This is a genomic window from Janibacter zhaoxuefangae (genome assembly GCF_050271985.1).
GTDB lineage: Bacteria > Actinomycetota > Actinomycetes > Actinomycetales > Dermatophilaceae.
In genome coordinates this window covers 2330255-2354535 of record NZ_CP189849.1, presented here as the reverse complement: position 1 = coordinate 2354535, position 24281 = coordinate 2330255, and the positions used below count along the sequence as shown (strand labels likewise).

Here is a 24281-nt window from a genome sequence, read left to right as displayed (position 1 = left end):
CTAGTCGCCGGATTCGGCTCGCGGGATGTGCTCGCTGGGCGTCTTGGCGTCCTCGACTGGCGCCAGCTGCCCGGCCCAACGTGTCAGGAAGTCGAGCTTCTCCTGCGCGCGGCTGCCGGCAGCGGCGGTGTAAACGATCAGGGTGAGGTCTTCACCGGAAAGGTGTAGTGCGTCGCCGGTGAGCTCGAGCTCGCCGACCACGGGGTTGTGGAGCCGCTTGGTGGCGGTGCGGTGCAGCCGGACGTTGTGTTTGGCCCAGCGCGCGGCGAAGGCATCGCTGCGTGTGGCGAGCTCACCGACGAGGTCGGTCAACTGCCGGTCGTTGGGGGTCTGGCCGGCGTGGATGCGTAGCGCGGCGGCGGTGTCATCAGCCACGGTGTCCCAGTCCAGGAAGAACTCCTGGGCGCGCGGATCGAGGAACACGAACCGTGCGACGTTCACCGGCAAGGTCTCTGGGCGGAGGATCTCGCCATAGAGCGCGGTGCACAGGGTGTTGGCGGCGATGATGTCGCCGCGGCCGGTGCGGGCGTAGGCGGGTGTATCGAGCGTGTCGAGGATCGGCTGGATGCTGGGCCGCACCTGAGGAGAACGCCGCCGACTGGCCGCTCGATGGGGGCCGCTGGCGGCTCGGGCGAGGTCGAACAGGTGGGTGCGTTCGGCTTCGTCGAGTTGTAGCGCTCGAGCCAGGGCGTCCAGCACCGTCTCCGAGGCGCCTGCGATGTTGCCGCGTTCGAGCTGGGTCAGGTACTCCACCGAGATCCCGGCAAGGGTGGCGAGCTCGCTGCGCCGCAGGCCGGGCACGCGGCGCTGGCCGCCGTACTCCGGCAGCCCTGCTTGTTGCGGGGTGATCCGGGCACGGCGGGAGGTGAGGAAGTCGCGGGTCTCGGCGCGGGGGTCCACACCACGACGGTAGGCCACCGCACGAAGTCGAGGGAGGTGCTGCCGATACCCCTGTCAACAGGGACTCCCACTTCCGGCGCACTTCGGGTGTGCTGGTTGCACACCCCACGAACGAGAGGCAGCTCCAGTGAGCACCCCGACACCCATCCCCACCGTCACACTGAACAACGGCGTGCAGATGCCGCTGATCGGCTTCGGCGTCTTCCAGATCCCGGCCGAGCAGACCCAGCAGGCGGTCGAACAGGCCCTCGCCCACGGCTACCGGCATCTCGACACCGCCGCCTCGTACGGCAACGAGGAGGCTGTCGGTCGCGCGATCAAGGCCAGCGGTGTACCGCGTGATGAGCTGTTCGTCACCACGAAGCTGTGGATTCAGGCCAACCCCGGTGAGGATGTGGTCAAGCGGGCCTTCGAGGGCTCACTGCAGCGGCTGGGACTCGATCAACTCGACCTCTACCTGATCCACCAGCCGTTCGGCGACTACTACAGCGCCTGGCGGGCAATGCAGGACTTGAACCGCGAAGGCGCCATCAGGGCGATCGGGGTGTCCAACTTCCACGGCGACCGGCTCGTGGACCTCATCGAGCGCAACGAGATCACGCCCGCCGTCGACCAGGTCGAGACCCACCCGTTCCACGCCCGCTTCGCCGACCATGAGCTGATGCGTGAGCGCGGTGTCCAGATCGAGTCCTGGGGGCCGTTCGCGGAAGGCAAGAACGACCTGTTCACCAACCAGACCCTGGCCGCCATCGGTGAGGCCCACGGCAAGTCGGTGGCCCAGGTGGTGCTGCGCTGGCTCACCCAGCGCGAGGTCGTGGTCATTCCCAAGTCGGTCCGCCCGGAGCGGATGGCGCAGAACCTCGACATCTTCGACTTCGAGCTCACCGACCAGCAGATGAACGAGATCGGCACGCTGGACGCCGGTGCCTCGCTGTTCTTCGATCACCGCGACCCGGCGATGGTCAGCTGGCTCAACAGCCGCGCCGAGAACTGACCCCGGCCGATCACCAGTAGGCACATGAAGGAGTGAGCATGGAAACCCGCATCCTGGGCCGCAGCGGCCTGGAAGTCTCCGCCCTCGGGCTGGGCTGCATGGGGCTGAGTCACGGCTTCGGCGCCGCCGTCGACGAAGGGGACGGCGTCGCGCTGCTCCGGGCCGCGGTCGAGCGCGGTGTGACGTTCTTCGACACCGCCGAGGTCTACGGACCGTTCGTCAACGAGGAGCTCGTCGGCAAGGCCTTGGCGCCGTTCCGCGACGACGTCGTGATCGCCACAAAGTTCGGGTTTGCGATCGACGGCGACCAGCAGGGCGGCCTGGACAGCCGGCCCGAGCACATCCGGAAGGTCGTCGACGCCTCCCTGCAGCGGCTCGGCACCGATCGGATCGACCTGCTCTACCAGCACCGGGTTGACCCGGCCGTACCGATCGAGGACGTCGCCGGGGCCGTGGCAGAGCTCATCGTCGCGGGCAAGGTCAACCACTTCGGTCTCTCCGAGGCCGGCGTCGCCACCATCCGCCGAGCGCACGCGGTCCATCCCGTGACCGCGCTGCAGAGCGAGTACTCGCTGTGGTGGCGCGAGCCCGAGCACGACATCCTCCCAGTGCTCGAGGAGCTCGGCATCGGGTTCGTGCCGTTCAGCCCGCTCGGCAAGGGGTTCCTGACCGGCAGGATCGACAGCGCGACCACCTTCGCCGACGGCGACGTGCGCGCCACCATCCCGCGGTTCAGCGCCGAGGCACGCCAGGCCAACCAAGCGCTCGTCGACCGCCTCGGCACTCTCGCCGAAGCCAAGTCCGCGACACCGGCCCAGGTCGCGTTGGCCTGGCTGCTCGCCCAGAAGCCATGGATCGTCCCGATCCCCGGCACGACAAAGACGCACAGACTCGAAGAGAACGTCGGTGCCACCCAGCTCACCCTCACGACTGACGAGCTCGTGAAGATCACCAGTGCCGCCGAAGCCCTCGATATCCACGGTGAGCGGTATCCCGAACACCTGCAACGGCTCGTTGACCGATGAACGGCCAGATCGACATCTCTGGCTCGAAGGCCGCGATGACGAGGCGCGCCGCCCTGCGGAGCGCCGGTGCGCTGGCTCTGACCGCCACGGCAGGGTGCTCGACGCCAGCACCCCCAGCACCGCGGCGGCCGCCGTCGACCGCGGTTCAACCCCCCGACGCCCCAGCTCGGTCGTGGGTGTTGTTGGCGTACTTCTCCCGGCCAGGTGAGAACTACTGGTATGGCGGTCGGCGCAATCTGAAAGTCGGCAACACCCAGGTCGTGGCCCAGATGATCGCTGCCAGGCTCCGCATCGATCCCTACCGCGCCGAACCCGCAGACCCGTACCCGTTCGAGTACGAACCCACAGTGGTTCGCAACCAGCAAGAGCAACAACAAGACGCACGGCCAGCCCTCAGCACGGCACTGCCGTCGCTCGATGAGTACGACGTCCTGATGCTCGGCGGACCGGTCTGGAACGTCGGAGCCCCAATGATCATGCACACCCTGCTCGAACAGTGGGCGACGAAGGGCAAAACGATTCTGCCCTTCGTCACCTACGCCGTCAGCGGAATGGGCCGCGTCGCCGAGGAGTACGCAGCCCTCGCCCCGGATGCGACGATCGGCGACGGTCTCGCGGTGCGAGGCGAGCATGCACGAAGCGCGACCGATGAGGTGGACAGGTGGCTCCGGCGCGTTCGGCTACTTCCGCGAGAGTGAACGATGCGACACAGGGTGGGGAAGGGGCCCAGGGACCTCGTCTTCCCATCGCCTGTGCGGCGACGAGCTCGACGTGATCGCCGCGGCCCTCGATGGCCTTCGGAACACGGGGGGTGAGGCCTGATGCGGCCTCGATACGGCCTGGAGGGGGTCGTCAGCCAGGGCGCGACGCCCCACGACCCGGACTTTCGCCCGAAAATGAAGGGTGCCCCCGGCAAGATTCGAACTTGCGACACCTTCTTTAGGAGAGAAGTGCTCTTCCCCTGAGCTACGAGGGCGGTGCCCGGTCAGACCGGGCACCGCCAAGGTTAAGGGACCGGACGGGGGATGGCCGAATGCGGCGCCGGACGCTTGGGCACGGACGGCTCGTGATTGTTAGCCTGCTGCGGTGTCCCCGAGCTCCCCGATCGACGGCCCCTCGGCGCTCACCACGGCCGTCGCCGGGTGGCGCCGCGAGCTCGCCGCTCTCGGTGGACCCAACTCCCTGCTGTGGTTCCAGCCCGACGCCCCGGGCGTTCTCGACGTCAGCGCCGCGCACCCTGGCGGGGTCGCCATGCTGCTCGCCGGCCGCCCGACGCGCCTGTCCGACCTCGTGCGCGAGCCCGAGACGCTCGCGCGGGCGCAGGACCGCGCGACCCTGATCCGCGAGCACGCCCGGGCGACCTTCGAGGACCGGGGCCTGCAGACCTGCTATTTCGCCGCGGGCCGGGCGACCTGGTTCCTGCGCGGTGGCCACACGCCGCAGGCGCCGGTCCTCATCCGGCGCTGCACGTTGACGCCCGTCGATGCCGCGGGCACGGACCACGCCCTCGACCTCGACCCGCACGCCGAGGTCAACCCCGTCCTCCTCGCCTATCTGGAGCAGGAGCGCGGACTCGTCGTCGACGCGGCAGCGTTGAGCGACATGGCCCGACAGGGGGAGGGGTTCAACCCGGAGCCCGTCTACGACGAGCTCCGCCGCCTCTGCGCGGACATGCCGGGCTTCGTCATCGCCCGCAGCCTGTGCGTGACGACCTTCCCACGGGAGAAGGCGACGGCCGTCGGCGACCTGTCCGAGCTCGGGAGCCGACTGGGCGAGCACCCCGTGATCCGCGCGCTGACGGGGGACACGGAGGCCGCCACCCGCGTCGCGGCCGAACGGATCGACACCGGCGCCGGCGACGCCTCGCGCGATGTCCTCGATGCCGACGAGGAGCACCAGGGCGTCATCGACGCCGTTCGCGACGGCCGGCACGTGGCCGTCACCGCACCGCCAGGCACGGCTCCCGCCCGACTCGTCGCCAACCTCATCGCCGACGCCGTCGCGGCCGACCGGCGGGTCCTGCTCGTCACCGAGCAGACGGCCGTCATCGACGACGTGCGCGGTCAACTGGAGACCGTTGGCCTGGCGGACCTGCTCTGGCACGTGGAGGACCCCTCGGCCGCCTTCGACCCGCGCACACTGACCGAGCGATGGGCCGGGCCGTCTCCCTTCTCCGTCCTCTCGGACTCGGCGCGGATCGGCCAGCGCAACCGCGCGAAGGAGGCCGCGCGCCTCCTCGATGATCACGTCCGGTCGTTGCACCAGCCGCGCCGGCCGTGGGGGGTCAGCGCCCACCAGGTGCAGAACGCGATCACCGACCTGGCGCGCCACGATCGCCCGCCGCACTCGCGCGTGCGGCTGCGCGGCGAGGTCCTCGCGCGCCTGGATCGCGACCGCAAGGACGAGGTCGCTCGCGTGCTCGCCGGTGTTGCGGCCCGTGGCGCCTGGTCCGCCGACGGCGGGTCCGATCCGTGGTTCGGTGCCCGGCTGGAGACCCCCGAGGATGCGGAGCGGGCCATCGGCATCGTCGAGACCGGCGTGCCGGAGGCGTTGGCGCGCTTGCGGACCGTCTTTACGGAGGTCTTCGCGGGCGTGCCGATGCCGGACCTGATCACTCTCGCGGACCACGGTCGCGTGCTCGGGGTGCTCGAGCGGGTGCGGGAGAGCCTGGAGATCTTCCGGCCCGAGGTCTTCGACCAGCCGCTCGACGACCTCGTCGCGGCCACCTCCCCTGACCACTCCGAGCGCCCCGGCCTGCTGGAAGCGGGGCGCTTGCGCCGACAGGCCCGCGGCCTCCTGCGCCCGGGGACACCGCCCGCGGACCTGCATGCCGCGCTCGCCGCCGTGCGGGAGCAGCGCCGGACCTGGCAGCGACTGGCCGGTGGTGGCGGCCGTCCTCGCCTCCCGGATGACATCGACCGCGCCCACGAGGCGTACTCCGACGCCCACGGGCAGCTCGTCTGGCTCGGCGAGCGCGTGCCGTCCGCCGTCGCGGCAGGCGACCTCCTCGAGACCCCGCTCGCCGATCTCGAGACGCGTCTCGCCGTCCTCGCGGCCCGACCGGAGCGGGCGCGTGCCGTCCCCGGCGTCCTCGAGGACCTGGCTGCGCTCGACGCCGCCGGCCTGACCCCCGTCGTCGAGACTTTCGCGCAGCGGGGGCTGGCGGCGGACGACGTCGCCGACGAACTCGACTTCGTCTGGTGGACCTCCATCGGGGAGGAGATCAGCCGCCTCGACCCCAGGCTGGGGGAGCACGACGGCAAGCGGCTCCGCTCGGCACTGTCGGACTACGTCGCCGCGGACCACCAAGCCTTGCGGGACAATGCGATCCGCCTGCGCGAGCGGGTGACGCAGCGAGCGTCGGCCGTGCTCGCCGAGGGTGTCCTCGAGCAGCAGGGTGTGCGCGCCGCGCGCGACGTCGCCCTCGCGCACCGAGATGCCCTGACCGAGATCGCGCCGGTGTGGGCCGTGAGCCCCGCCGTCGTGGCGTCCGTCCTCGCGCCGCAGGACCGCGTCGACCTGGTCATCCTCGACGACGCGTCGCGGCTGACCCCCGCTCGCGCCGCCTCGGCCATCGCCCGCGCGACCCAGGTCGTCGTCATCGGCGACGAGGCGCAGCTGCCGCCGACGTCCTATGCCATCGGCGCGGGGGAGCCGGAGGAACCGGAGGCGGTGGGACCCTCCCTCGTCGACGTCCTGGCCCCCGTGCTGACGCACCACCGACTCACGCGTCTCGACGACATGGATCTGGCCGCGTTGGCACCCTTCGTCGTGGACCGCTATGACGGCGACCTGCGAGCCCACCCCCACGCGCGCCGCACGCCCGGCCCTCGGCTGCACATCGTCGAGTCGTCGCCGACGACCCACCCCGCGCCGACCCGGGAACTCGCTGCCGTCGTCGACCTCGTCCGACAGCACGCCCGCCGGCACCCCTCGGAGTCGTTGGCCGTGCTGACGCTTCACCCGGCGCAGACGGCGGCCGTCACGTCGGTGCTCGAGCGCGCGGCCGCGCAGGACCCGGCGCTCGCCACCTGGCTGAGCAGTGGCACGGGGGAGGGGTTCGTCGTGCGTACCGTCGACCGCTTCGAGCGCCGCCGCCGGGACGCGGTCATCGTGACGCTCGGTATCGAGCGCACCGAGGGCGGCGTCCTCACCGGCTGTGGTCCGATCACCGCGGACCGGGGTGCCGCACGCGTGCTGATCGCCGCCACCGCGGCCCGACGCCGCACCCAGTGGGTCTCGTCGGTGACGGCCGCGGACTTGGGTGACGCTCCCGACGGCTCGGGTCTGGCGACGCTGCGCCGACTGCTCACCGAACTCGAGGGCGCCGCGCAGGTGGACCGCAGCGACCCCGACGACCCCGCCGTGCGCCCGATGGCCGACGGCCGCCCGGGTCCGCGCCTCGCCGACGTGGACGAGAGTGAGGACGCCCTCCTCGCCGGGCACTTCGCGGACCGGCTGGAGGCGGCCGGGCTGCGCGTGCACCGCCGGTTCGCGGCCGGGGGTGACGTCATCGACATCGCCGTGGAGGATCCGCGCCGCCCGGGGCGCATGCTCGTGGCGATCGACCTCGACGGCCCCGACTATGCGCGACCCCAGAACGCGCGCGAGCGCGACCGCCTCCGGCCCGAGGCCCTGGCGCGGCGCGGCTGGCGCCACGTGCGGATCTGGTCGACCGACCTCTTCCGCGACCCCGCCCGTGAAGAGGCCCGCGTCTTCGCCGTGGTCCACGAGCTCACCGGCACGACACCCATCTCGGAGGACCCCGTGGACGACGACCGCGACGACGCTGCCCAGGCCCAGCCCACCGCGACGCCCCGGCGTCGACCCGAGCAGACGAGCGATGACACCGACAGCGGGTGGGGTGAGCGCGGTGAGGATGCGGAGCGTGACCGGTGGATCCTCGAGCAGCGCCCGCCGCACTGGGACTGAACGGGCCCGACGGGCCGGCGGGCATGACGAAGGGGTGGGAGCCAGATGGCTCCCACCCCTTCGCGGGTGAGTGCGGGTGACCTCAGGTCAGCCGCGGTTCACGGGTGCTGCTGTGGTGCGGGTACTGCTGTGGTGCTCGCTCAGATGGTGCCGCGGGCGCGGAGGCTGTCGCGGATCTCGCGGAGCAGCTCGATCTCCTCGGCCGGGGCGGCCTCTTCGGGAGCGGCCATGTAGCGAGCCTTGGCGGCCTCGTACGGCTTCACGACGAAGAAGTAGACGACGAAGGCCATCAGCAGGAACGCGATGAGCGCGGTCAGGAACGGGCCGATCGTCTTGAAGCCGGCGATCTCCCACTCGCTGAAGTCCGCCACGCCGCCGGCCTTGGAGACAAGCTCCATGATGATCGCGGTGAAGGCGGTGACGACCGCGGCGAACGCCGTGGCCATGATGAAGGCAACGGCAAGCTCAACGAGGTTGCCCTTCATGATGAAGTCCTTGAAGCCCTTCATGGTGTGTCCTCTCTGTAACAGGGGTAACAGCGCCCGCTGTTGGGGGACGCCTGCAAACGAATCCAAACTAGCGTGACTGACGTGGTCTTGCGAATTCAGTGGAAGGTGTGTCGTAAAGGATCTCTACCGAGCAGTAGCCGTTGTGGCGCGTAGGGCCACGGTGAATCCCGCACTCCCGGCCAGCGGATCCCGCCCAGCCAGCACCCGCCCGGCATCGGCGCGAGGTAGCGCCACGACGACGTGTGCGGAGCCCGGACTCGTCCCCACCTCGGCGCCCAGCCCGTCACCGCTGCCGCCCCCGCCAACGGCCAGGACCTCGACGTCGGTGGCCACAGGATCGGCGGACGCGGCGTACAGGTCGACGCGGTCGCCCACCCGCAGGAGGTCGGCGCTCGCGGCATCGAGCAGTGGCACGAGGGCGGCCACCTCACGCTCGTCCAGCGCGGCTCGCACCCCGGCCGGCCGGCCCGGGTCTGCCGTCGCTGGCGCCGACGGCGAGGAGCCCGTCAGTGCCGGCGCGAGACCGCTGGTCGAGAGCACGGCGGCGGACAACGCGACGAAGGCGAGCCCGCGGCGCACGACGGTGCGCCGCCACGCTGCTCGCCGGCCCGGCCCGAGGAGGCCCGCCGCGGGTCCGTCGGCGCCGCGCTCGCGCCCGATCATGGCAGCTCGATCGGGAGCTTCATCCCGTCGAGGGCCCGGCGGCACCCGCACGTCGCAACGTCATCGGTCTCGTCCGCGGGCAGGGCGACGACGGCATCGCGCAGGATCCCCTTCAGCCCCTCGATGTTGGCAGCGAAGACGCGCAACACCTCGTCGTGGGTGACGGGCTCGACGCCCTCCTCGCCCTCGACCCCCGCGTCGTGGTCCGTCACGAGCGCCACCGTCGTGAAGCACATCGCCAGCTCGCGGGCGACGGAGGCCTCGGGCATGCCGGTCATGCCGACGATGTCGAAGCCGAGCTGCCGGTGCATGCGGGACTCGGCCCGGCTCGAGAAGCGGGGACCGTTGATGACGACGAGCGTGCCGCCGTCCTCGACGTGCGCGCTCGACTCCGCCCGTGCCGAGCGAGCCGCGGTCAGTGCGACCTCACGCCCACGGGGGCAGTAGGGGTCGGCGAAACCGATGTGGACGACGGGACCGACGGCGTCGAAGGCGGTGTGCGCCCGACCCGACGTGCGGTCGACCACCTGGTCGGGCACGACGACGGTGCCGGGACCCAGCTCGGGTCGCAGCGAACCCACGGCGCACGGGGCGAGGACCTGCCGCACGCCGACGGAACGCAGCGCCCACAGGTTCGCGCGGTAGTTGACCCGGTGCGGTGGGAAGGTGTGCCCCTGCCCGTGCCGGGCGAGGAAGGCCACGCGTCGCCCGCCGACGGAGCCGATGACGACGTCGTCACTCGGATCCCCGAAGGGGGTCGTGACGCGCACGCGCTCGGCGTCCTCGAAGAACTCGTAGAAGCCGGAACCGCCGATGATGCCGACGGTCGCGGCCTGGGGAGGAGTCGTCATGGTGCGAGGTTATGGGCTCGCGCCGACGGCCGGGGGTCGGCCCCGCGGCTGTGTGTCACTCGGGCCAGGCGAGGACCCTTGTGGATGAGGCGGTCAGGGCGCCGTGGACGCGGCGGGGGTGCTGCTCGAGGAGGTGCTGGACGAGCTGGTGCTCGACGACGTCGACCGCGAGTCGTTGCGGTAGAAGCCGCCACCCTTGAAGACGACACCCACGGCGTTGTAGACCTTGCGCAGCGCCCCATCGCACTCGGGGCACTCGGTCAGGGCGTCGTCACTGAACGACTGCACCGTCTCGAACTGGTGGTCACAGGACCTGCAGGCATAGACGTACGTGGGCATGACACTCTTTCTGCTCTCGCGGATGTCGCGTGGCACGCGGCACCCGATTGGGCCCCCGCGTCCGCAACGGACTCATGGAGTATAAGTGCGGCGACGCCCCGGCTGATTCCCCGCTGCCTGCCGCGGCCCCAGCCAACCCGCGAGGCGGCCGTGCTTGCTGACCTGCCGCACGCGTGTCTCGGCGCCGTCGCGCGCCTTGCGGGTCGACACGATGAGCAGGTCGTCACCGCGGTGGATGACGGTCTGCGAGGTCGGGACGAAGCCCGCGCCGTTGCGCACGACGAGGGTGACGTTGGCCCCCTTCGGCAGGCGGAGCTCACCCACCTCGACGCCGTGGAGCAAGGACGCCTCGCTGACGGTGACGCCGATGAGGTCGGCATCGAGCCGCTCCAGCGGCAGCGACTCGACGTCCAGGTCGCGCGTGGCATCGGCCTGCGTGACCCCCAGCAGACGAGCGACCCAGGGCAGGGTCGGCGCCTGGACGAGGGTGAAGATGACGACGAGGACGAAGACGAGGTCGAAGAGCCAGTCGACATCGGGGACGTCGTGGATGGCCGGGACCGTGGCGAGGACGACGGGGACGGCGCCGCGCAGGCCTGCCCACGACAGGAAGGCCTGATCTCGCAGCCCGACCCGGAAGGGGGCCAGCGAGACGAGCACCGACAGGGGGCGGGCCAGCAGGAGCAGGACGAGACCGATGACGATCGCCGGCACGATCTGCGACGCGAAGCCGCTCGGCGACGCGACGAGACCGAGCAGGACGAAGAGGCCGATCTGGGCCAGCCAACCGATGGACTCGGCGAAGCCGCGGACCGCCGGGCGGTGCGGCAGCGCCATGTTGCCCAGGATGAGCGCCGCGAGGTAGCAGGCAATGAAGCCCGAGGCGTGCACGAAGGTGCCCACGGCGTAGGCGAGCACGGCCACCGAGAGGATTCCGATGGAGAAGAGGCCGGACTGCGAGGAGGCCACCCGGCGCATGAACAGGCCACCGACGTACCCGATCCCGATCCCGATGACGGTGCCGCCGAGCAATTCGAGGCCGGCGAGCGCGGCGAGGGCGAAGGGGGACTGGGCCGCGTCGGGCTGCGCTGCGGTCGCCGACAGCGCCGTGACGAGGATGACCACGGGGGCGTCGTTGAATCCCGACTCGGCCTCGAGCATGCCCGTCAGGCGGCGGGGGAGGGGCACCCGGCGCAGCACCGAGAAGACGGCCGCGGCGTCGGTGGACGACAGGATCGCCCCCACGAGCAGGGCCGTCGTCCACGGCAGGTCGAGCAGGAAGCGGGCCGCCACGCCGACGACGGCGACGGAGACGACGACACCGACGGTCGAGAGCATCGCGGCGGGCGCCACGGACCGGCGGATCGAGGACCACTTCGTCGTCAGCCCACCTTCGATCAGGATGAGGACGAGTGCCGCGTAGCCGAGGACCTGGGTCAACTCGGCCGACTCGAACTCGATGCCCAGCCCGTCCTCCCCGAGGGCGACCCCGACGGCGAGGTAGATCAGCAGGGTGGGCAGGCCGGAGGAGGCCGTGAGCTTCACGGCGGCGACGCACACGATGAGGGCCAGGGTGCCGATGAGCAGGACGACGGTCAGGTCGTGGGAGGTGAAAGCCCCCGCGGCCTGCTCGATTCCAGCCCATCCGGCCACGTCGGCGCCTCTCTGTGGTGCGATGTCCTAGTCTCGCAGGGTGTCCCGACTGACTGTCGCCCGCCGCTCCATCCTCGGCCTGCTCGCCCTCGTCCTCGTGGCGGTGATGGTCCTCGGAGTGCTCGCATTCTCCATCGTCCGACGCCCGTTCCCACAGCAGGACGGTGAACTGGCCCTCAAGGGCCTGACGGCGAACGTCGACGTCCTGCGCGACGACCGGGGCGTGGCGCACCTCTACGCCGACAACACCACCGACCTCTTCATGGCCCAGGGCTATGTGCACGCGCAGGATCGATTCTTCGAGATGGACCTGCGCCGCCACATCACCGCGGGCCGCCTGTCCGAGATGGTCGGCGAGGGCGGCGTCGAGACCGACACGGTGATCCGGACGATGGGGTGGCGCCGCGTCGCCTCTCAGGAGCTGGCCCTCCTCGAGCCGGAGACCCGGCGGATGCTGCAGGCCTACGCCGACGGCGTCAACGCGTGGATCGACCAGCAGGACTCGACGTCGGAGATGGCACTGGAGTACACGGTGCTCGGCCAGCAGGTCCCCGACTATCGCGTCGAGCCGTGGACGACGACCGACACGCTCGCGTGGCTCAAGGCCATGGCCTGGGACCTCAAGGGCAACTACGACGCCGAACTCACTCGGGCCCGCCTCGGCTCGCGCGTCTCGCCCGGGCTGATCAAGGCGCTCTACCCCGACTACCCCGCCACCCAGAACGAGCCGATCCTGTCCGAGGAGGACTGGTCCCCGAAGGCGTCCGCGACGTCCGGCAAGGTCGGCACCACGACGGCCAATGCCCCGGCCCCGCGGTCGGCCGACCTCAGCGCCGGCAGCACGGCGACGACGGCGCGGTCCGTCGACGAGGTGGCCGACGAGGCCTACGCCGACACCCAGGCCGCGCTGGCCGCCATCCCCGCCCTCATCGGTCAGGGTGACGGGATCGGCTCCAACTCGTGGGTGGTCGGACCGGAGCTCTCGAGCACCGGCGAGGCCATGCTGGCCAACGACCCGCACCTGGGCACGAGCCAGCCCGGCATCTGGGTGCAGATGGGTCTGCACTGCCGGCAGGTCACGGACGCGTGCCCCTTCGACGTCTCCGGCTTCGGGTTCTCCGGCGTGCCGGGCATCGTCATCGGCCACAACGCCGACGCGGCCTGGGGCGTGACGAACCTCGACCCCGACGTCACCGACTTCTACCTCGAGAAGGTCGCCGGCGACACCTACGAGCGCGACGGCAAGCGCGAGCCGATCGAGAGCCGCACCGAGACGATCAAGGTCGGCGGCGGTGAGGACGTCCAGATCACCGTCCGGTCGACGGTGCACGGCCCGATCCTCTCGGACGCCATCGAAGGGGTGGCGGAGGCCGGTCGCACGGCGACCGTCGACGGATCGACGGACCAGGAGGAGTACGCGGTCTCGCTGGCGTGGACGGCCCTCGAGCCGAGCCGCACCGCGGACGCCATCCTCAAGCTCAACACCATGACGAACTTCGAGGACTTCCGGGCCGCCGCCCGTGACTTCGAGGTGCCGTCCCAGAACCTCATCTACGCCGACACCGAGGGCCACATCGGGTACCAGTCACCGGGCCGGGTCCCTGTGCGTGAGGCCGTTGACGGTGACAACGTCCCCGGCTTCCTGCCCGCGAAGGGCTGGGAGTCGCGTTACGACTGGAAGGGCACGGTCCCCTTCGAGGACCTGCCGTGGGCCTACGACCCGCCCGAGGGCTACATCGTCACGGCCAACCAGGCCGTCACGGCGAGCAAGGAGCCCTTCCTCACGAGCGAGTACGACCCCGGCTACCGGGCGCAGCGCATCCGCGACCTGCTCACGGTCCGCGAGAAGGTGACGCCCGAGGACATGGCGCGCATCCAACTGGACTCGCACAACCAGTTCGCCCCGGCGCTCGTCAAGGCGATGCTCGAGGTCGAGTTCGATGACGACCCGTTCACCGCCGAGGCGCAGGACCTCCTGCGGACGTGGGACTACAACCAGCCCGCGGACGACTCGTCGAGCGGCGCCGCCGCCGCGTACTACAACGCCGTGTGGTCGCACATCGTGCGACTCACCTTCAACGACGACCTGCCGGCGGGGCTGCTCGCCTCGGGCGGTGGCAGCAACATGCTCGCCGTCCAGGGGTTGCTCGACAAGCCGCGCAGCGGCTGGTGGGACGACCGCGGGACTGCCGGCGTCGTCGAGGGACGCGATGAGATCCTGCGTCAGGCGCAGGTCGACGCGCGCCTGGAGTTGACGCGCAAGCTCGGCAAGAACCCGCAGAAGTGGCGCTGGGGCCAGCTGCACACGCTCACGCTGCGACACGCCGTCCTCGGTCAGGACGTCCCCGCGCCCGTCCGCTGGCTCTTCAACCGCGGGCGGCACGACATGCCGGGCGGCTCCGCGATCGTCAACGCCAACGGCTGGGATGCGTCCGTCGGGTACGAGGTCACCGCGGCCCCGTCGATGCGGATGGTCGTCGACCTCGGCGACCTCGACAAGTCCGTCTGGGTCAACGCGACCGGGTCCAGCGGACACGCCTTCCACGACAACTACGCCGACCAGACGGAGGCCTGGGTGGCTGGTGAGACCTATCCGTGGCGGAGCACCCCCGACGCTGTGAAGGCGGCGGCGGACCGCACGCTCGTGCTCACCCCGGAGACGACGTAGGCCGGTCGTCCGCGGCGAACCACCGCAGACCCTCGGCCGTGAGGACCCCGTCGACCCGGCGGTCCAGTGCGTCCGTGGGCAGCGGGTCCGCGGACACCTCGCCGGGGTGAACCACGGCGACGACGGGCGTGCCGGGCCGCAGCCGCGGCAGCGTCCGGTCGTAACACCCCCCACCCTGACCCAGGCGACCTCCGGCGTCGTCGACGGCCAGCGCCGGGGCGAGCACGAGGTCGGCGCGGGCGATGGCATCCAGGCCAAGCGGGACGCCCTCGTCCGAGCCCGTGTCGGTGAACCAGTCGAGATCCCACGACGGCAGGGTGATCGGCAGGAGCACCTCGACGCCCCGGATGCGCAGGGCCTCCCGCAGGGCTCCCGTCGGCGGCTCCGAGGGGAGCGAGTCATAGGCGGCGACGACGCTGCCCGGACCCAGCCGCAGGCTCGTGACGAGGTCGAGCGCGTGACGCGCGAGGGCCTTGCCGTCGGCGATCGGATCGCGCGTCGTCGCGATCTCCCGCCGCTGCGCGCGTCGTCGCGCGCGGACTGCGACCTTCGTCGTCACGTGGATGCCTCCGTGGTCGTCGGGCCCTCATCGTAGGCTTGCGGCCATGACTTCCGAGGGGCTGCGGCAGGCAACCGACAAGATGCACGCGCGTGGGGTGGATCAGCGCGCCATCAACGTCTTCGAGCACTACTGGCACGAGCTGCGTGAGGGGGCGCACGGCACCATTCCCGAGGACACGATCGAGCCGCTCGGTGACGTCCCGGCCCTCGACGACTTCACGCCCACGGACGAGGAGCGGCGCGCAGCACTCGCCCAGACCGTCGTCATCAAGCTCAACGGTGGGTTGGGCACGAGCATGGGCATGACGGGCCCGAAGTCGGCGCTCGAGGTCCGCGACGGCCTCACCTTCCTCGACCTCATCGCCCGCCAGGTGCTCGCGCTGCGCCGCGAGCACGGCGTCGACCTGCCGCTGATCCTCATGGACTCGTTCCGCACCCGCGACGAGTCGCTCGCGATCCTCGAGCGTTACCCGGAGCTCGCCGTCGAGGGGTTGCCGCTGGACTTCCTCCAGAATGCAGAGCCCAAGCTGCGCGCCGACGACCTCACCCCGGTGGAGTGGCCGGCCGACCCGTCGTTGGAGTGGTGCCCGCCGGGGCACGGCGACATCTACGTCGCCCTGCAGGGGACGGGCCTGCTGGCGACATTGCGGGAGAAGGGGATCCGTTACGCCTTCCTCTCCAACGCCGACAACCTCGGCGCCACCTGCGACCCGGACATCGCGGCGTGGATGGTGGCCGGGCGCGTGCCCTACGCCGCGGAGGTCTGCCCCCGCACGGCCAATGACCGGAAGGGGGGTCACCTCGCCCGTCGCCGCTCCGACGGCCGGATGATCCTGCGCGACAGCGCGATGGTTGTCGACGGCGAGGACCACCACTTCCAGGACAACGAGCGCCACCGCTACTTCCACACCAACAACCTGTGGGTCGACCTCGAGGTCCTCGAGCGGCTGCTCGAGGAGCGCGACGGCGTGCTCGGGCTGCCGATCATCATCAACCGCAAGACCGTCGACCCGAGCGACAAGACGTCGCCGAAGGTCATCCAGATCGAGTCGGCGATGGGCACGGCGGTCGAGGCCTTCGAGGGGTCCCAAGCCCTGCTCGTCCCACGGGCACGGTTCCGTCCGGTGAAGACGACGAACGAGCTGCTCCTCCTGCGGTCCGACGTCTTCGAGATCGATGACGACGCGGTCGTCCACTCCGTCATCGATCACCCGGAGCCGGCGATCCGGCTCGACGAGCACTACAAGTTGATGCCCGACTTCGACGCCCGCTTCGCCGACGGCGTGCCGTCGATGCGGCAGTGCACCGGCTTCGCCGTCGAGGGTGACGTGACCTTCGAGGGTGGGGTCACCTGCGTCGGCGACGTGCGGGTCGTGGCCGACGAGGCGATCACCGTCCCGGCGGGCACGACCCTGCGGGGCGACGATTCCTGACGGAACGCTGCGCTGGCCGCTCGAGCTGCGCGGCCGCACCCCCGGCGGGGAGGACCTCCTGCTGCGGCCCCTCGCACGGCGTGACCGCATCGAATTCTCCCGGCTGCGCGCCCGCAACCTCGCCTGGCTGCAGGAGTGGGAGGCGACGTCGCCCGTGGAAGGGTCGAGCACGGTCACCTTCAACGATTACGTGCGCAACCAGCACGCCGAGGCGCGCGAAGGTCGCCTTCTGCCGCTTGTCATCACGACGGCCGAGGACGGTGCCATCGTCGGCCAGCTCAACACGAGCAACATCGTTGTCGGGGCGGCGCGCACGTGCACGATGGGCTACTGGGTGAGCCGGTCCGTCGCCGGTCGGGGGATCATGCCGACCGCCGTCGCCATCGTCGCCGACCACCTCATGCGGGCGGAGGGGCTGCACCGGGTCGAGATCAACATCCGCCCCGAGAACGCGGCGAGTCTGGCCGTCGTCCGCAAGCTCGGCTTCCGCGACGAGGGGCTGCGACCCCACTTCCTGCACATCGACGGCGCCTGGCGCGACCATCGCTCCTTCGCCGTGACGACCGAGGACCTGGCCGGACGCTCGCTCATGCAGCGTCTGAACCAGCAGTCACAGCAGTCACTTCAGCGACACACCGAGGAACGTCCGCTCTAGGTCGCCACCGCGTCCCTACGGTGGACCCGTGCCCAGCAGCAGCCTCGTCTTCGTCGTCGTCATCGCGATCTGGGCTGCCTATTTGATCCAGTACTGGGTCAAGCGGCGCGACCACCTGGCCACCGCACGGTCCGTCGACCGCTTCTCGGCAGCGATGCGCGTCCTCGACCGCCGGGCCGTCGGCGCGACCGCTCCGGCGCCCGCGCCGCGCTCGTACCAGGTGCACCCGGCCCGCGAGAGCCGCCCGCAGGTGGTCGTCAAGCGTGCCTCGGCCGCACCCGCACCCTCGACCGGCGCGCACGTCGTCGCCCAGGTCGCCGCGGACCACGCCGGCGCCCACGACGTCCCGCGGACCCACACGGCACCGGCCGCCGGTGCCTCGCGCCGGGTGCGCGGGCTCGCGGCGCTCACGACCTTCGTCCTCGGTGTCGTGCTCACCCCCGTCGCGGCCTTCTCTGCCCTGACCTGGCACGCCCCCGCCCTCTCCTTCCTCGGCCTGACCGCCGCCGTCGTGTGGCTGCGACGTGGGGTGGCCTCGGAGCGCGCCGCGGTGGCGGCCGAGCGACGCGCGCGTCGGGCCGCCGACCGTGCCCGCTTCGCCGCACCGGTCCGCGCGACCGCAGCCCCGGCCGCGGTCCGGACCGAGCACACCCAGGCGACCCGGGAGGCGTCCATCACCGCGTCGACCGCGGACGCGCCCTATGACGTGTTCGCCCGTGAGGCCGAGATCGTCGCCGCCGAGGTGGCCGCTCGCCCCGTCGCCGAGCAGCACGAGGTCGCCGCGCCGCGTCGACGCACGGACGACGACGACCTGCCGCTGACGTGGGACCCGGTCCCCGTCCCGCGGCCCACCTACACGATGAAGGCGCGCGCCGAGCGCGTGCCCGCGGCGCCGCTGCCCACGGCCACGGGCGGTCCGCGACCCGTCGAGGTCGACGCCGACGAGGACATCGTCCCCGTCGACACCGGCCGCGTCGTCAACGGCTGACCGAGTCCCGTCCGCCTCGGGTCTCGTCCGCCTCGGTCCCGTCCGCCTCACGAGTATCGGGTGACCCGATATTCGCCGCCGTACCCGGGTTCGCATGTCGGGTGAAGCGCACCTTTGTCGGGTGAAGCCGTCCGCGAGCTCCTGAGTGGCGCCCGCTCGCGCGAGCACCGTCGTGCCCGCGCCTCATGACGAAGGGGGCCCCGCCGGGGCCCCCTTCGCGCGCGGTCGTTGCCGTCGACTCAGCTGTTGCCGGCGGCTCAGTCCTCCTGAGCGGCCTGCTTCGTCCGCGCCACGTCGCGCGCGACCTCCGCCTGCTCGGCATCGCTCAGTTGGTCCTCGGCGGCCTCGGGCGCGTCGAGCAGGTGGTGCCCGACCGCGTTGACGACGGCCACGAGCGGCACGGCGATGAGCCCGCCGACGATGCCGCCCAGGATGATGCCGCCGGCGATCGCGAGGATGACCGCGAGCGGGTGGACGCTGACGGCGCGCCCCAGCAGCAGCGGCTGGAGCAGGTGCGACTCGGCCTGCTGGACGAGCAGGACGATGCCGAGCATGATCGCGGCCGCCACGGGGCCCTGCGCGACGAGCGCGAGGAGGACGGCGACCATGCCGCTGAGGAAGGCGCCGATGACGGGGATGAAGGCGCCGAAGAAGACGAGTAGCGCAATGCCGGAGGCGAAGGGCACCCCGAGGATCGCGGCGCCGATGCCGATGCCGGCGGCGTCCACGGCGGCGACGGCGAGCGTCGCGCGGGTGAAGGCGCCGAGCTGGCTCCAGGCGATCTGTCCTGAGGAGACGACCTTCGTGCGGGCGCGCGCGGGGAAGAGCCGCACGATCCAGCTCCAGATCCGCCGCCCGTCGTGCAGGAAGAAGAAGAGTGCGAACATCGCGATGAAGAAGCCGGCGACGAGGTGGCTGACGGTCAGGCCGGCCTGAGCGGCGGAGGCGGCGAGGCCGTCGCCGGAGGTGACCGACTCACGCGCCTTGTCGAGGTACTGCGTGAGCTGGAGATCGCTGATGCCGAAGGTCGTGCGGAGCCACTGCCGGACCTGGTCGATGCCCTCGACAACCTGGCTGCTGAGGTCGTCGAACTGGCTGCTGAACTGCGTGCCGACGAAACTGAAGAGCCCGACGATGATGGCGAGCGTGCCGAGGACGGTGATGCCGGCGGCGGCCCCCGAGGGCAGGACGCGGCGCAGGCGGCCGAAGACCGGTTGGAGCAGCGCGGCGAGCAGCGTCGCCACGATGAGGGGGATGACGATCTCGGAGACGGTCCACAGGGCCTTGACCGCGGCGACGATGGCGATGCCGACGATGAGCAGACGCACGGCCCATTCGCTCGCGGCGCGGATGCCGAAGGGGACCGCGGTGCGGCCTTGGTCGTCGACAGCGAGCAGCCCGCTGTCGGTGGGTTGCTGCGTGGTGGCGTTCTCGGTCATGGGTCCCCCTGATGGTGGTCGTGCTGTGCGGATCGACCCTATGCGGTGTGCCGAAGGTGACCACACGGCAGGCGTTTTCGCTCCGGCGCCGACCCGGTGTTATCCTTCTCGTCGCACTTGGGGCTATGGCGCAGTTGGTAGCGCGTCTCGTTCGCAATGAGAAGGTCCGGGGTTCGAATCCCCGTAGCTCCACCGCACGGCAAGGGGTCAGACGGTCACCGTCTGGCCCCTTTGTCATGCAGCCAGCCGCCCTGCCCGCAGCCAGCCGCCCTGGCCACGGCCCCGCTCGCCGTCACCGGCGGCGCAGCAGGGTGGCGACGCCGGCGCCGCTCAGGCGGGTGTGGTCGAAGGGGCGGCCGTGCAGCATGAGCAGGATGGTCACGTCGTCGCCGCGCACGAGGTCACCTTCGCCGTAGGTCCACCCCGAGGGTTCGGCGACGATCTGGAGCCCGGCGATGCGGCGCTGCGTCGATCCCTTGATGGCCTGCGACAGCGGCCACCGCAGTCGGGCCGCGAAATCGGCTGCCTGGGCGACGGCACCGGCCGGGATGACCCTGGTCGCGCCGAGCGGAACCCGGATGTCGAGTTGGTGGACGACGGCGTCGTCGAGGGCGGCGAGCCGAGGGACGAGGATGGGCTTGGCGTCCGCCTCGGCGTTGGCGCGCAACTGCTCAAGGATGGCGCTGGTGCCGCGCCCGGACCACTCCAGCGCCGTCGCCGCGGTCATCCGGTTGCTGTCGAACCCGGCCCGAGCCAACAGCGGAATCGCCTCGCGCAGCCCCAGTGGGGGCGCCCACGCGACGTGTGCGGCGACGTCGATGACGCGCCATGCCTCGCACAGTGACGGGGTCTGCCACTGCTCGGGGGTGAGCGTCTCGAGTAGGGCGATCAGGGCTTCTCGTTCAGTGCGGATCCGGGCCGCCAGCTCGGGCATACCCGAGATCATCCTCCGTCTGTGCCCGTCCCTGGGCGGAATCCGGGAGGGCGAGGGCAGTGACTCGGGCTCCGTCGACGGTGTCCCTCTCAGCCCCTCGCTCCCGGTCAGTCCTCGGGCGCAGTCAGTCCTCGGGCGCAGTCAGTCCTCGGGCGCAGTCAGCCCGATGAACGCACCGAGGGCGAGGAGTTCCCGACTCGAGCGCGGGGCGAAGTCGGTCAACACCTCCGAGCGGACGACGTAGGCGGCCCACTTCCCGCGGGAGATGGCGACGTTGAGCCGGTGCCGGTCGAGGAGGAAGGCCATGCCGCGGGAGACGTCCGTGTGGGCGGAGGCAGCCATCGAGAGGATGGCGACGGGAGCCTCCTGTCCCTGGAAGAGGTCGACCGTGCCCACCGGGACCCGGTCGAGGCCTGCGTCGTCGAGCACCGTCCGCAACAGGTGGACCTGAGCGTTGTAGGGCGTGACGATGCAGAAGTCGTCCTGGTCGAGGGGCCGCGGGCGGCCCCCTTCGTCCGGCGCCGTCCAGTCGCGGCCGAGGAGGTCCCGGACGAGATCGCGCACGGCGCGGGCCTCCTCCGTGGATGACGTGCGGTTGTCGTGGTGGTCGACGGTGACCGTGTGCAGGCCGGGGGCCACCCCGGCGAGCCCGCGGGCGTCGGTCCGCTCGTGGGCCAGGAGCTGACCGTCGTAGGACAGTCGGGACACCCGGCGCGTGAGGTCCGAGTGCATCCGCCACGTCGTCTCGAGGAAGTAGCCGTGCGTCGGCGGGACGGTGGGCGCCCCGTCCAGCAGCCAGCCCAGGGCGGATTCGTGGATCGGGGCCGGGTGCACGCCCTGCGAGACCTGGGGCAGCTGCTGCGGGTCGCCGAGCAGGAGGAGGTTGTCGGCGGCGACCGACGTCGCGAGGGTCTTCGCCAGGGAGTACTGCCCGGCCTCGTCGATGACGAGCAGGTCGAGCTGGCCCCGCGCGATCCGCTCCTCGTGGCACAGGTCCCACGCGGTCCCGCCGACGACGTAGCCGCCCTCCTGGGCGCAGAACTCCGCCATGGCGGCGCGGTCCAGGACGGTCCAAGGCACGTCGGCAGCGGCCGTGGAGTCGCCACTCCGGGAGGCCTTTGCGGGTTTGCCGACACGAGCGGGGTCGACCCCAGCCCGGATCACGGCGCCGAGGACGTTGTCGATGGCCGCGTGGCCCTGCGACGTCACGCCCACCCGCCAGCCGGCGTCGACGAGGCGGGCGATGACGTGCGACGCGACGTGCGTCTTGCCGGTGCCGGGCGGTCCCTGCACCGCGAGGTAGGAGTGGTCGAGCGCACGCACCGCGGCCGTGACCGCGTCGATGTGCCGCTCGTCGCCGCCCCCGACGGGCGGCAGCGCGCCGCCGGAGCGCAGTCGTGGCGGGAGCCGGCGCAGCAGGTCGATGCCCGCGCGCGGGGGCATCGCTGGCCACGCCTCGAGGACCTCCTCGGCGACATCGGCGAGGGCGCCGTCGATCCGCTGCGTCGGGATCTGGCCGACGGGGACGAAGGCGACCGGCAGCTCCCCGTGCGGCTCCATGCCCGTCGCGAGTCGCTCCTCGATGACGACCATCTCTGCGACCTCGTCCGAGCGACCGTCATGGGCGTCGCCGGCGTCGATCGTGCCGACCTCGAGCACCGCGACGCCACCGCCGTGTGCGTGGAGCTCGTGAGGTTGGTGATCCGACCCCAGCGGGAAGGGGGCGGCGTACGCCGCCTTCAGCCCCTCGGCCCCGGGGGCGAGGGGCACGTGCGAGCGCGTGTGCCCGACGCAGCGCAGGACGCGACGGGGCTTGGCGCGCGACCCCTCGGGTGTGCCCCAGTCGGAGACGACCTCGACGTGGTCGACGATGAAGAGGTCCTCGGCGGGACGCCACTCGCTCACGGGGGTGCGCTTGCGGGCAAACACGTTCTGCCAGTAGGGCTTGGCCTCGCGGCGATGGAACTGCACGGACGCCGCGACCATCGCCAGGGCCTGCTCGTCGGGGGTGCGGTCGGCGACCTTCGTCGTCGGCGTCAACTCCCACAGGGCCGCCTCGAGCTCCATGGCACGGCGCACCTCGGGCCGGACCTCACGCTCGGTCCGCTCGGCCTCCTCCGTGTCCGGCACCGCCCGTACGTGGTCGGCCGGGGCGAGCGAGAGGAGGTAGTCGCGCAGCCGCAGCGTCGAGACGCAGTCGTATTCGTTGTACTGCCGGATGTCCTCGAGGCGCTGCGCCGCCTCGTCGACCCGGTCCTCGAGGACGGCGTCGCAGTACAGCTGATAGACGACGATCGAGTCCCCGCCCGCCTTGACCCCGTCCGCAGCCCGCAGGTCGTCACCCATGTAGAGCGGTTCGAGTGCCTTGATCGAGTACGACGGCTGGGAGGCTCGCAGGCCCGCCCGCACGACGGCGTAGAGGTCGACGAAGACGCCCTCCCGCAGGAACTGGTCGATCTCCTCCTCGCACACCGAGTACCGCGCGGCGAGGCGCAGCAGGGCGGACTGCTCGTAGGAGGCGTAGTGGTAGACGTGCAGATCGGGCCAGCGGCGCCGACGCTCCTGGAGGTGGGCGACGAAGTCGATGAGCGCCTGCCGCTCCTGCTCGCGATCGTGCGCCCAGAACGCCTGGAAGCGCGGCGCGTCGCCGGGGGCGACGCCGTCGATCTCGACGAGGCCGAAGAGGTACTCCAGCCCCCAGACGGCCGACCCGGGCTCGGTCCACATCGGGTCGCCCTCGAAGTCGAAGAAGACGTCACCCTCGCTCGCAGGCGGGATCATGTCCAACGCGCTCGGGTCGCGCAGCTCGGCGTGCACCCACGGGCGACCGTCCGGCTGTGGGGTGGCGTCGGCCTGCTCGACCTGCAGGCGGGCCTGCGCGACGAGGTGCGCCAGCCGGGCATCGGGCAGGCCCGGGACCGGCTCGGTGCGTGCGGCGAGGTCGCGCCTGGTCAGGACCCCGACCTCGGCGAGCAGGGCCCGCTGGGGGAGGCGCACCCCGGCCACCCCGAGGACGTCATCGGTCTCCTCGGCGGCGGCGGCGCAGTCGTCGCACCGCCCGCAGGCCAACCAGCGCGGGTCGCGCCACGCCACCGGATCGGACTCCGCGAGGTGTGCGGTGAGCACGCGGTCCAAGCGCCGTCGGCGCTCCCGATAGACGGGCAGCAGGTCGGCGAGCGAGTGGTCCTGCTGCTCCCCGCTGCCGAGGACGAGCCGGGCGATCGGCGCGACCGGGACGTCGGCGTCGCGCAGCATCGCCGCGTAGGCCGCGACCTGGAGGAGGGCGGCGACCGACTCGGACCGGGCGAGCTTGGTGTCGACGACGATCCAGCCCCGCGCGTCGCGCACCAGAAAGTCCGCGATCCCGAGCAGCGTGCCGTCGAAGAGCGTGGCCTGGTAGATCACGTCCGCGTCGGAGGCGATCGCCGCGAGGGCCGCCCGGTGCGCCGCCTCGTAGGCCGCACGGGTGCGCTCGCGGGGCGGCTCCAACCGGACCACGCGTCCCGGGTGTGCGCGCTCGAGCCGCGACAGCTCACGCCGCTCGTGGGCCAGGCCGAGCTCGGCCACCCGCTCGAGCATGTCGTCTGGCCCGGTGTCGGGGCGCGCCCGACGGCCGATCCGGTCGTCCAGCCCGGTCAGCAGCGAGAACTCGCACGCGGCGGCGGCGCGAAGGTCGCTGGGGCTGGTGACGAGGTCACCGTCGAGGAGGAACATGTCCTCAAGGTAGCCGCGGGTGC

18 protein-coding genes and 2 tRNA genes are annotated in these 24281 nt (G+C 71.5%); 9 read left to right on the top strand and 11 right to left on the bottom strand.

All coding sequences use genetic code 11. The features are described 5' to 3' along the window. Positions 1–900 carry a helix-turn-helix transcriptional regulator gene (locus ACQBAS_RS11000; protein WP_427383848.1) on the bottom strand — a complete coding sequence of 300 codons (900 nt, stop codon included), beginning with the start codon at positions 898–900 and terminating at the stop codon, positions 1–3. 127 nt (positions 901–1027) lie between these two features. On the opposite strand from ACQBAS_RS11000, the gene ACQBAS_RS10995 reads away from it, so the two are divergent. The 3 genes from ACQBAS_RS10995 to ACQBAS_RS10985 are packed head-to-tail and all read left to right on the top strand — an operon-like array spanning position 1028 to position 3617. Next, positions 1028–1894, top strand: coding sequence for an aldo/keto reductase (locus ACQBAS_RS10995; RefSeq protein WP_427383847.1), 867 nt, complete (start codon positions 1028–1030; stop codon positions 1892–1894). Between the two features lie 38 nt (positions 1895–1932). Beyond that, complete coding sequence (locus ACQBAS_RS10990; RefSeq protein ID WP_427383846.1) at positions 1933–2919, top strand: aldo/keto reductase; 987 nt, start codon at positions 1933–1935, stop codon at positions 2917–2919. Beyond that, a complete protein-coding gene (locus tag ACQBAS_RS10985; RefSeq protein ID WP_427383845.1) occupies positions 2916–3617 on the top strand; it encodes a flavodoxin in 702 nt (233 codons plus the stop codon). Before ACQBAS_RS10990 ends, ACQBAS_RS10985 begins: the two co-directional genes overlap by 4 nt. Before the next feature lie 206 nt (positions 3618–3823). On the opposite strand, the gene ACQBAS_RS10980 is transcribed toward ACQBAS_RS10985, so the two are convergent. After that, a tRNA-Arg gene (locus ACQBAS_RS10980) sits at positions 3824–3895 on the bottom strand. 110 nt (positions 3896–4005) lie between these two features. Between ACQBAS_RS10980 and ACQBAS_RS10975 the strand changes: the two genes are divergently transcribed. Beyond that, positions 4006–7851 (top strand): AAA domain-containing protein, encoded by a 3846-nt coding sequence (locus ACQBAS_RS10975; RefSeq protein WP_427383843.1) that lies wholly within the window; start codon positions 4006–4008, stop codon positions 7849–7851. Between the two features lie 140 nt (positions 7852–7991). On the opposite strand, the gene ACQBAS_RS10970 is transcribed toward ACQBAS_RS10975, so the two are convergent. The 5 genes from ACQBAS_RS10970 to ACQBAS_RS10950 all read right to left on the bottom strand — a co-directional run bounded on the left by ACQBAS_RS10970 (position 7992) and on the right by ACQBAS_RS10950 (position 11866). Continuing rightward, on the bottom strand, positions 7992–8360 hold the full coding sequence (locus ACQBAS_RS10970) for an MscL family protein (RefSeq protein WP_427383842.1): 369 nt from the start codon (positions 8358–8360) through the stop codon (positions 7992–7994). Between the two features lie 123 nt (positions 8361–8483). Then, a complete protein-coding gene (locus ACQBAS_RS10965) occupies positions 8484–9023 on the bottom strand; it encodes a hypothetical protein (protein WP_427383841.1) in 540 nt (179 codons plus the stop codon). Further along, the gene (locus ACQBAS_RS10960) at positions 9020–9874 is read right to left on the bottom strand and encodes an S-methyl-5'-thioadenosine phosphorylase (RefSeq protein ID WP_427383840.1); all 855 of its coding nucleotides are present in this window, start codon (positions 9872–9874) and stop codon (positions 9020–9022) included. The genes ACQBAS_RS10965 and ACQBAS_RS10960 overlap by 4 nt, the downstream gene beginning before the upstream one ends. A 93-nt stretch (positions 9875–9967) precedes the next feature. Further along, the gene (locus ACQBAS_RS10955; protein ID WP_427383839.1) at positions 9968–10213 is read right to left on the bottom strand and encodes an FmdB family zinc ribbon protein; all 246 of its coding nucleotides are present in this window, start codon (positions 10211–10213) and stop codon (positions 9968–9970) included. 72 nt (positions 10214–10285) lie between these two features. After that, complete coding sequence (locus ACQBAS_RS10950; protein WP_427383838.1) at positions 10286–11866, bottom strand: potassium/proton antiporter; 1581 nt, start codon at positions 11864–11866, stop codon at positions 10286–10288. A gap of 40 nt (positions 11867–11906) precedes the next feature. Between ACQBAS_RS10950 and ACQBAS_RS10945 the strand changes: the two genes are divergently transcribed. Beyond that, positions 11907–14534, top strand: a complete 2628-nt coding sequence (locus ACQBAS_RS10945; RefSeq protein WP_427383837.1) for a penicillin acylase family protein — start codon at positions 11907–11909, stop codon at positions 14532–14534. On the opposite strand, the gene ACQBAS_RS10940 is transcribed toward ACQBAS_RS10945, so the two are convergent. Then, positions 14515–15093 carry a 5-formyltetrahydrofolate cyclo-ligase gene (locus ACQBAS_RS10940; RefSeq protein WP_427383836.1) on the bottom strand — a complete coding sequence of 193 codons (579 nt, stop codon included), beginning with the start codon at positions 15091–15093 and terminating at the stop codon, positions 14515–14517. The two genes, ACQBAS_RS10945 and ACQBAS_RS10940, sit on opposite strands and share 20 nt — an antisense overlap. A gap of 46 nt (positions 15094–15139) precedes the next feature. On the opposite strand from ACQBAS_RS10940, the gene ACQBAS_RS10935 reads away from it, so the two are divergent. From ACQBAS_RS10935 to ACQBAS_RS10925, 3 genes are read left to right on the top strand one after another with little or no spacing between them, the layout of a single operon-like run. After that, the gene (locus ACQBAS_RS10935; protein WP_427383835.1) at positions 15140–16528 is read left to right on the top strand and encodes a UTP--glucose-1-phosphate uridylyltransferase; all 1389 of its coding nucleotides are present in this window, start codon (positions 15140–15142) and stop codon (positions 16526–16528) included. Beyond that, entirely contained in the window at positions 16437–17183 is a 747-nt protein-coding gene (locus ACQBAS_RS10930; protein WP_427383834.1) for a GNAT family N-acetyltransferase, read from the top strand. The genes ACQBAS_RS10935 and ACQBAS_RS10930 overlap by 92 nt, the downstream gene beginning before the upstream one ends. Before the next feature lie 28 nt (positions 17184–17211). Continuing rightward, the gene (locus tag ACQBAS_RS10925) at positions 17212–18171 is read left to right on the top strand and encodes a hypothetical protein (RefSeq protein WP_427383833.1); all 960 of its coding nucleotides are present in this window, start codon (positions 17212–17214) and stop codon (positions 18169–18171) included. A 257-nt stretch (positions 18172–18428) separates the two neighbouring features. On the opposite strand, the gene ACQBAS_RS10920 is transcribed toward ACQBAS_RS10925, so the two are convergent. Continuing rightward, positions 18429–19610 carry an AI-2E family transporter gene (locus ACQBAS_RS10920; RefSeq protein WP_427383832.1) on the bottom strand — a complete coding sequence of 394 codons (1182 nt, stop codon included), beginning with the start codon at positions 19608–19610 and terminating at the stop codon, positions 18429–18431. Positions 19611–19729: 119 nt separating this feature from the next. On the opposite strand from ACQBAS_RS10920, the gene ACQBAS_RS10915 reads away from it, so the two are divergent. Then, positions 19730–19802 (top strand) — tRNA-Ala (locus ACQBAS_RS10915). Positions 19803–19902: 100 nt separating this feature from the next. Here ACQBAS_RS10915 and ACQBAS_RS10910 read toward each other — a convergent pair. Continuing rightward, positions 19903–20544: a maleylpyruvate isomerase family mycothiol-dependent enzyme gene (locus ACQBAS_RS10910; protein ID WP_427383831.1), complete on the bottom strand. Its 642-nt coding sequence runs from the start codon at positions 20542–20544 to the stop codon at positions 19903–19905. Positions 20545–20685: 141 nt separating this feature from the next. Then, the gene (locus tag ACQBAS_RS10905) at positions 20686–24258 is read right to left on the bottom strand and encodes a TM0106 family RecB-like putative nuclease (protein ID WP_427383829.1); all 3573 of its coding nucleotides are present in this window, start codon (positions 24256–24258) and stop codon (positions 20686–20688) included. Positions 24259–24281 lie beyond the last annotated feature (23 nt).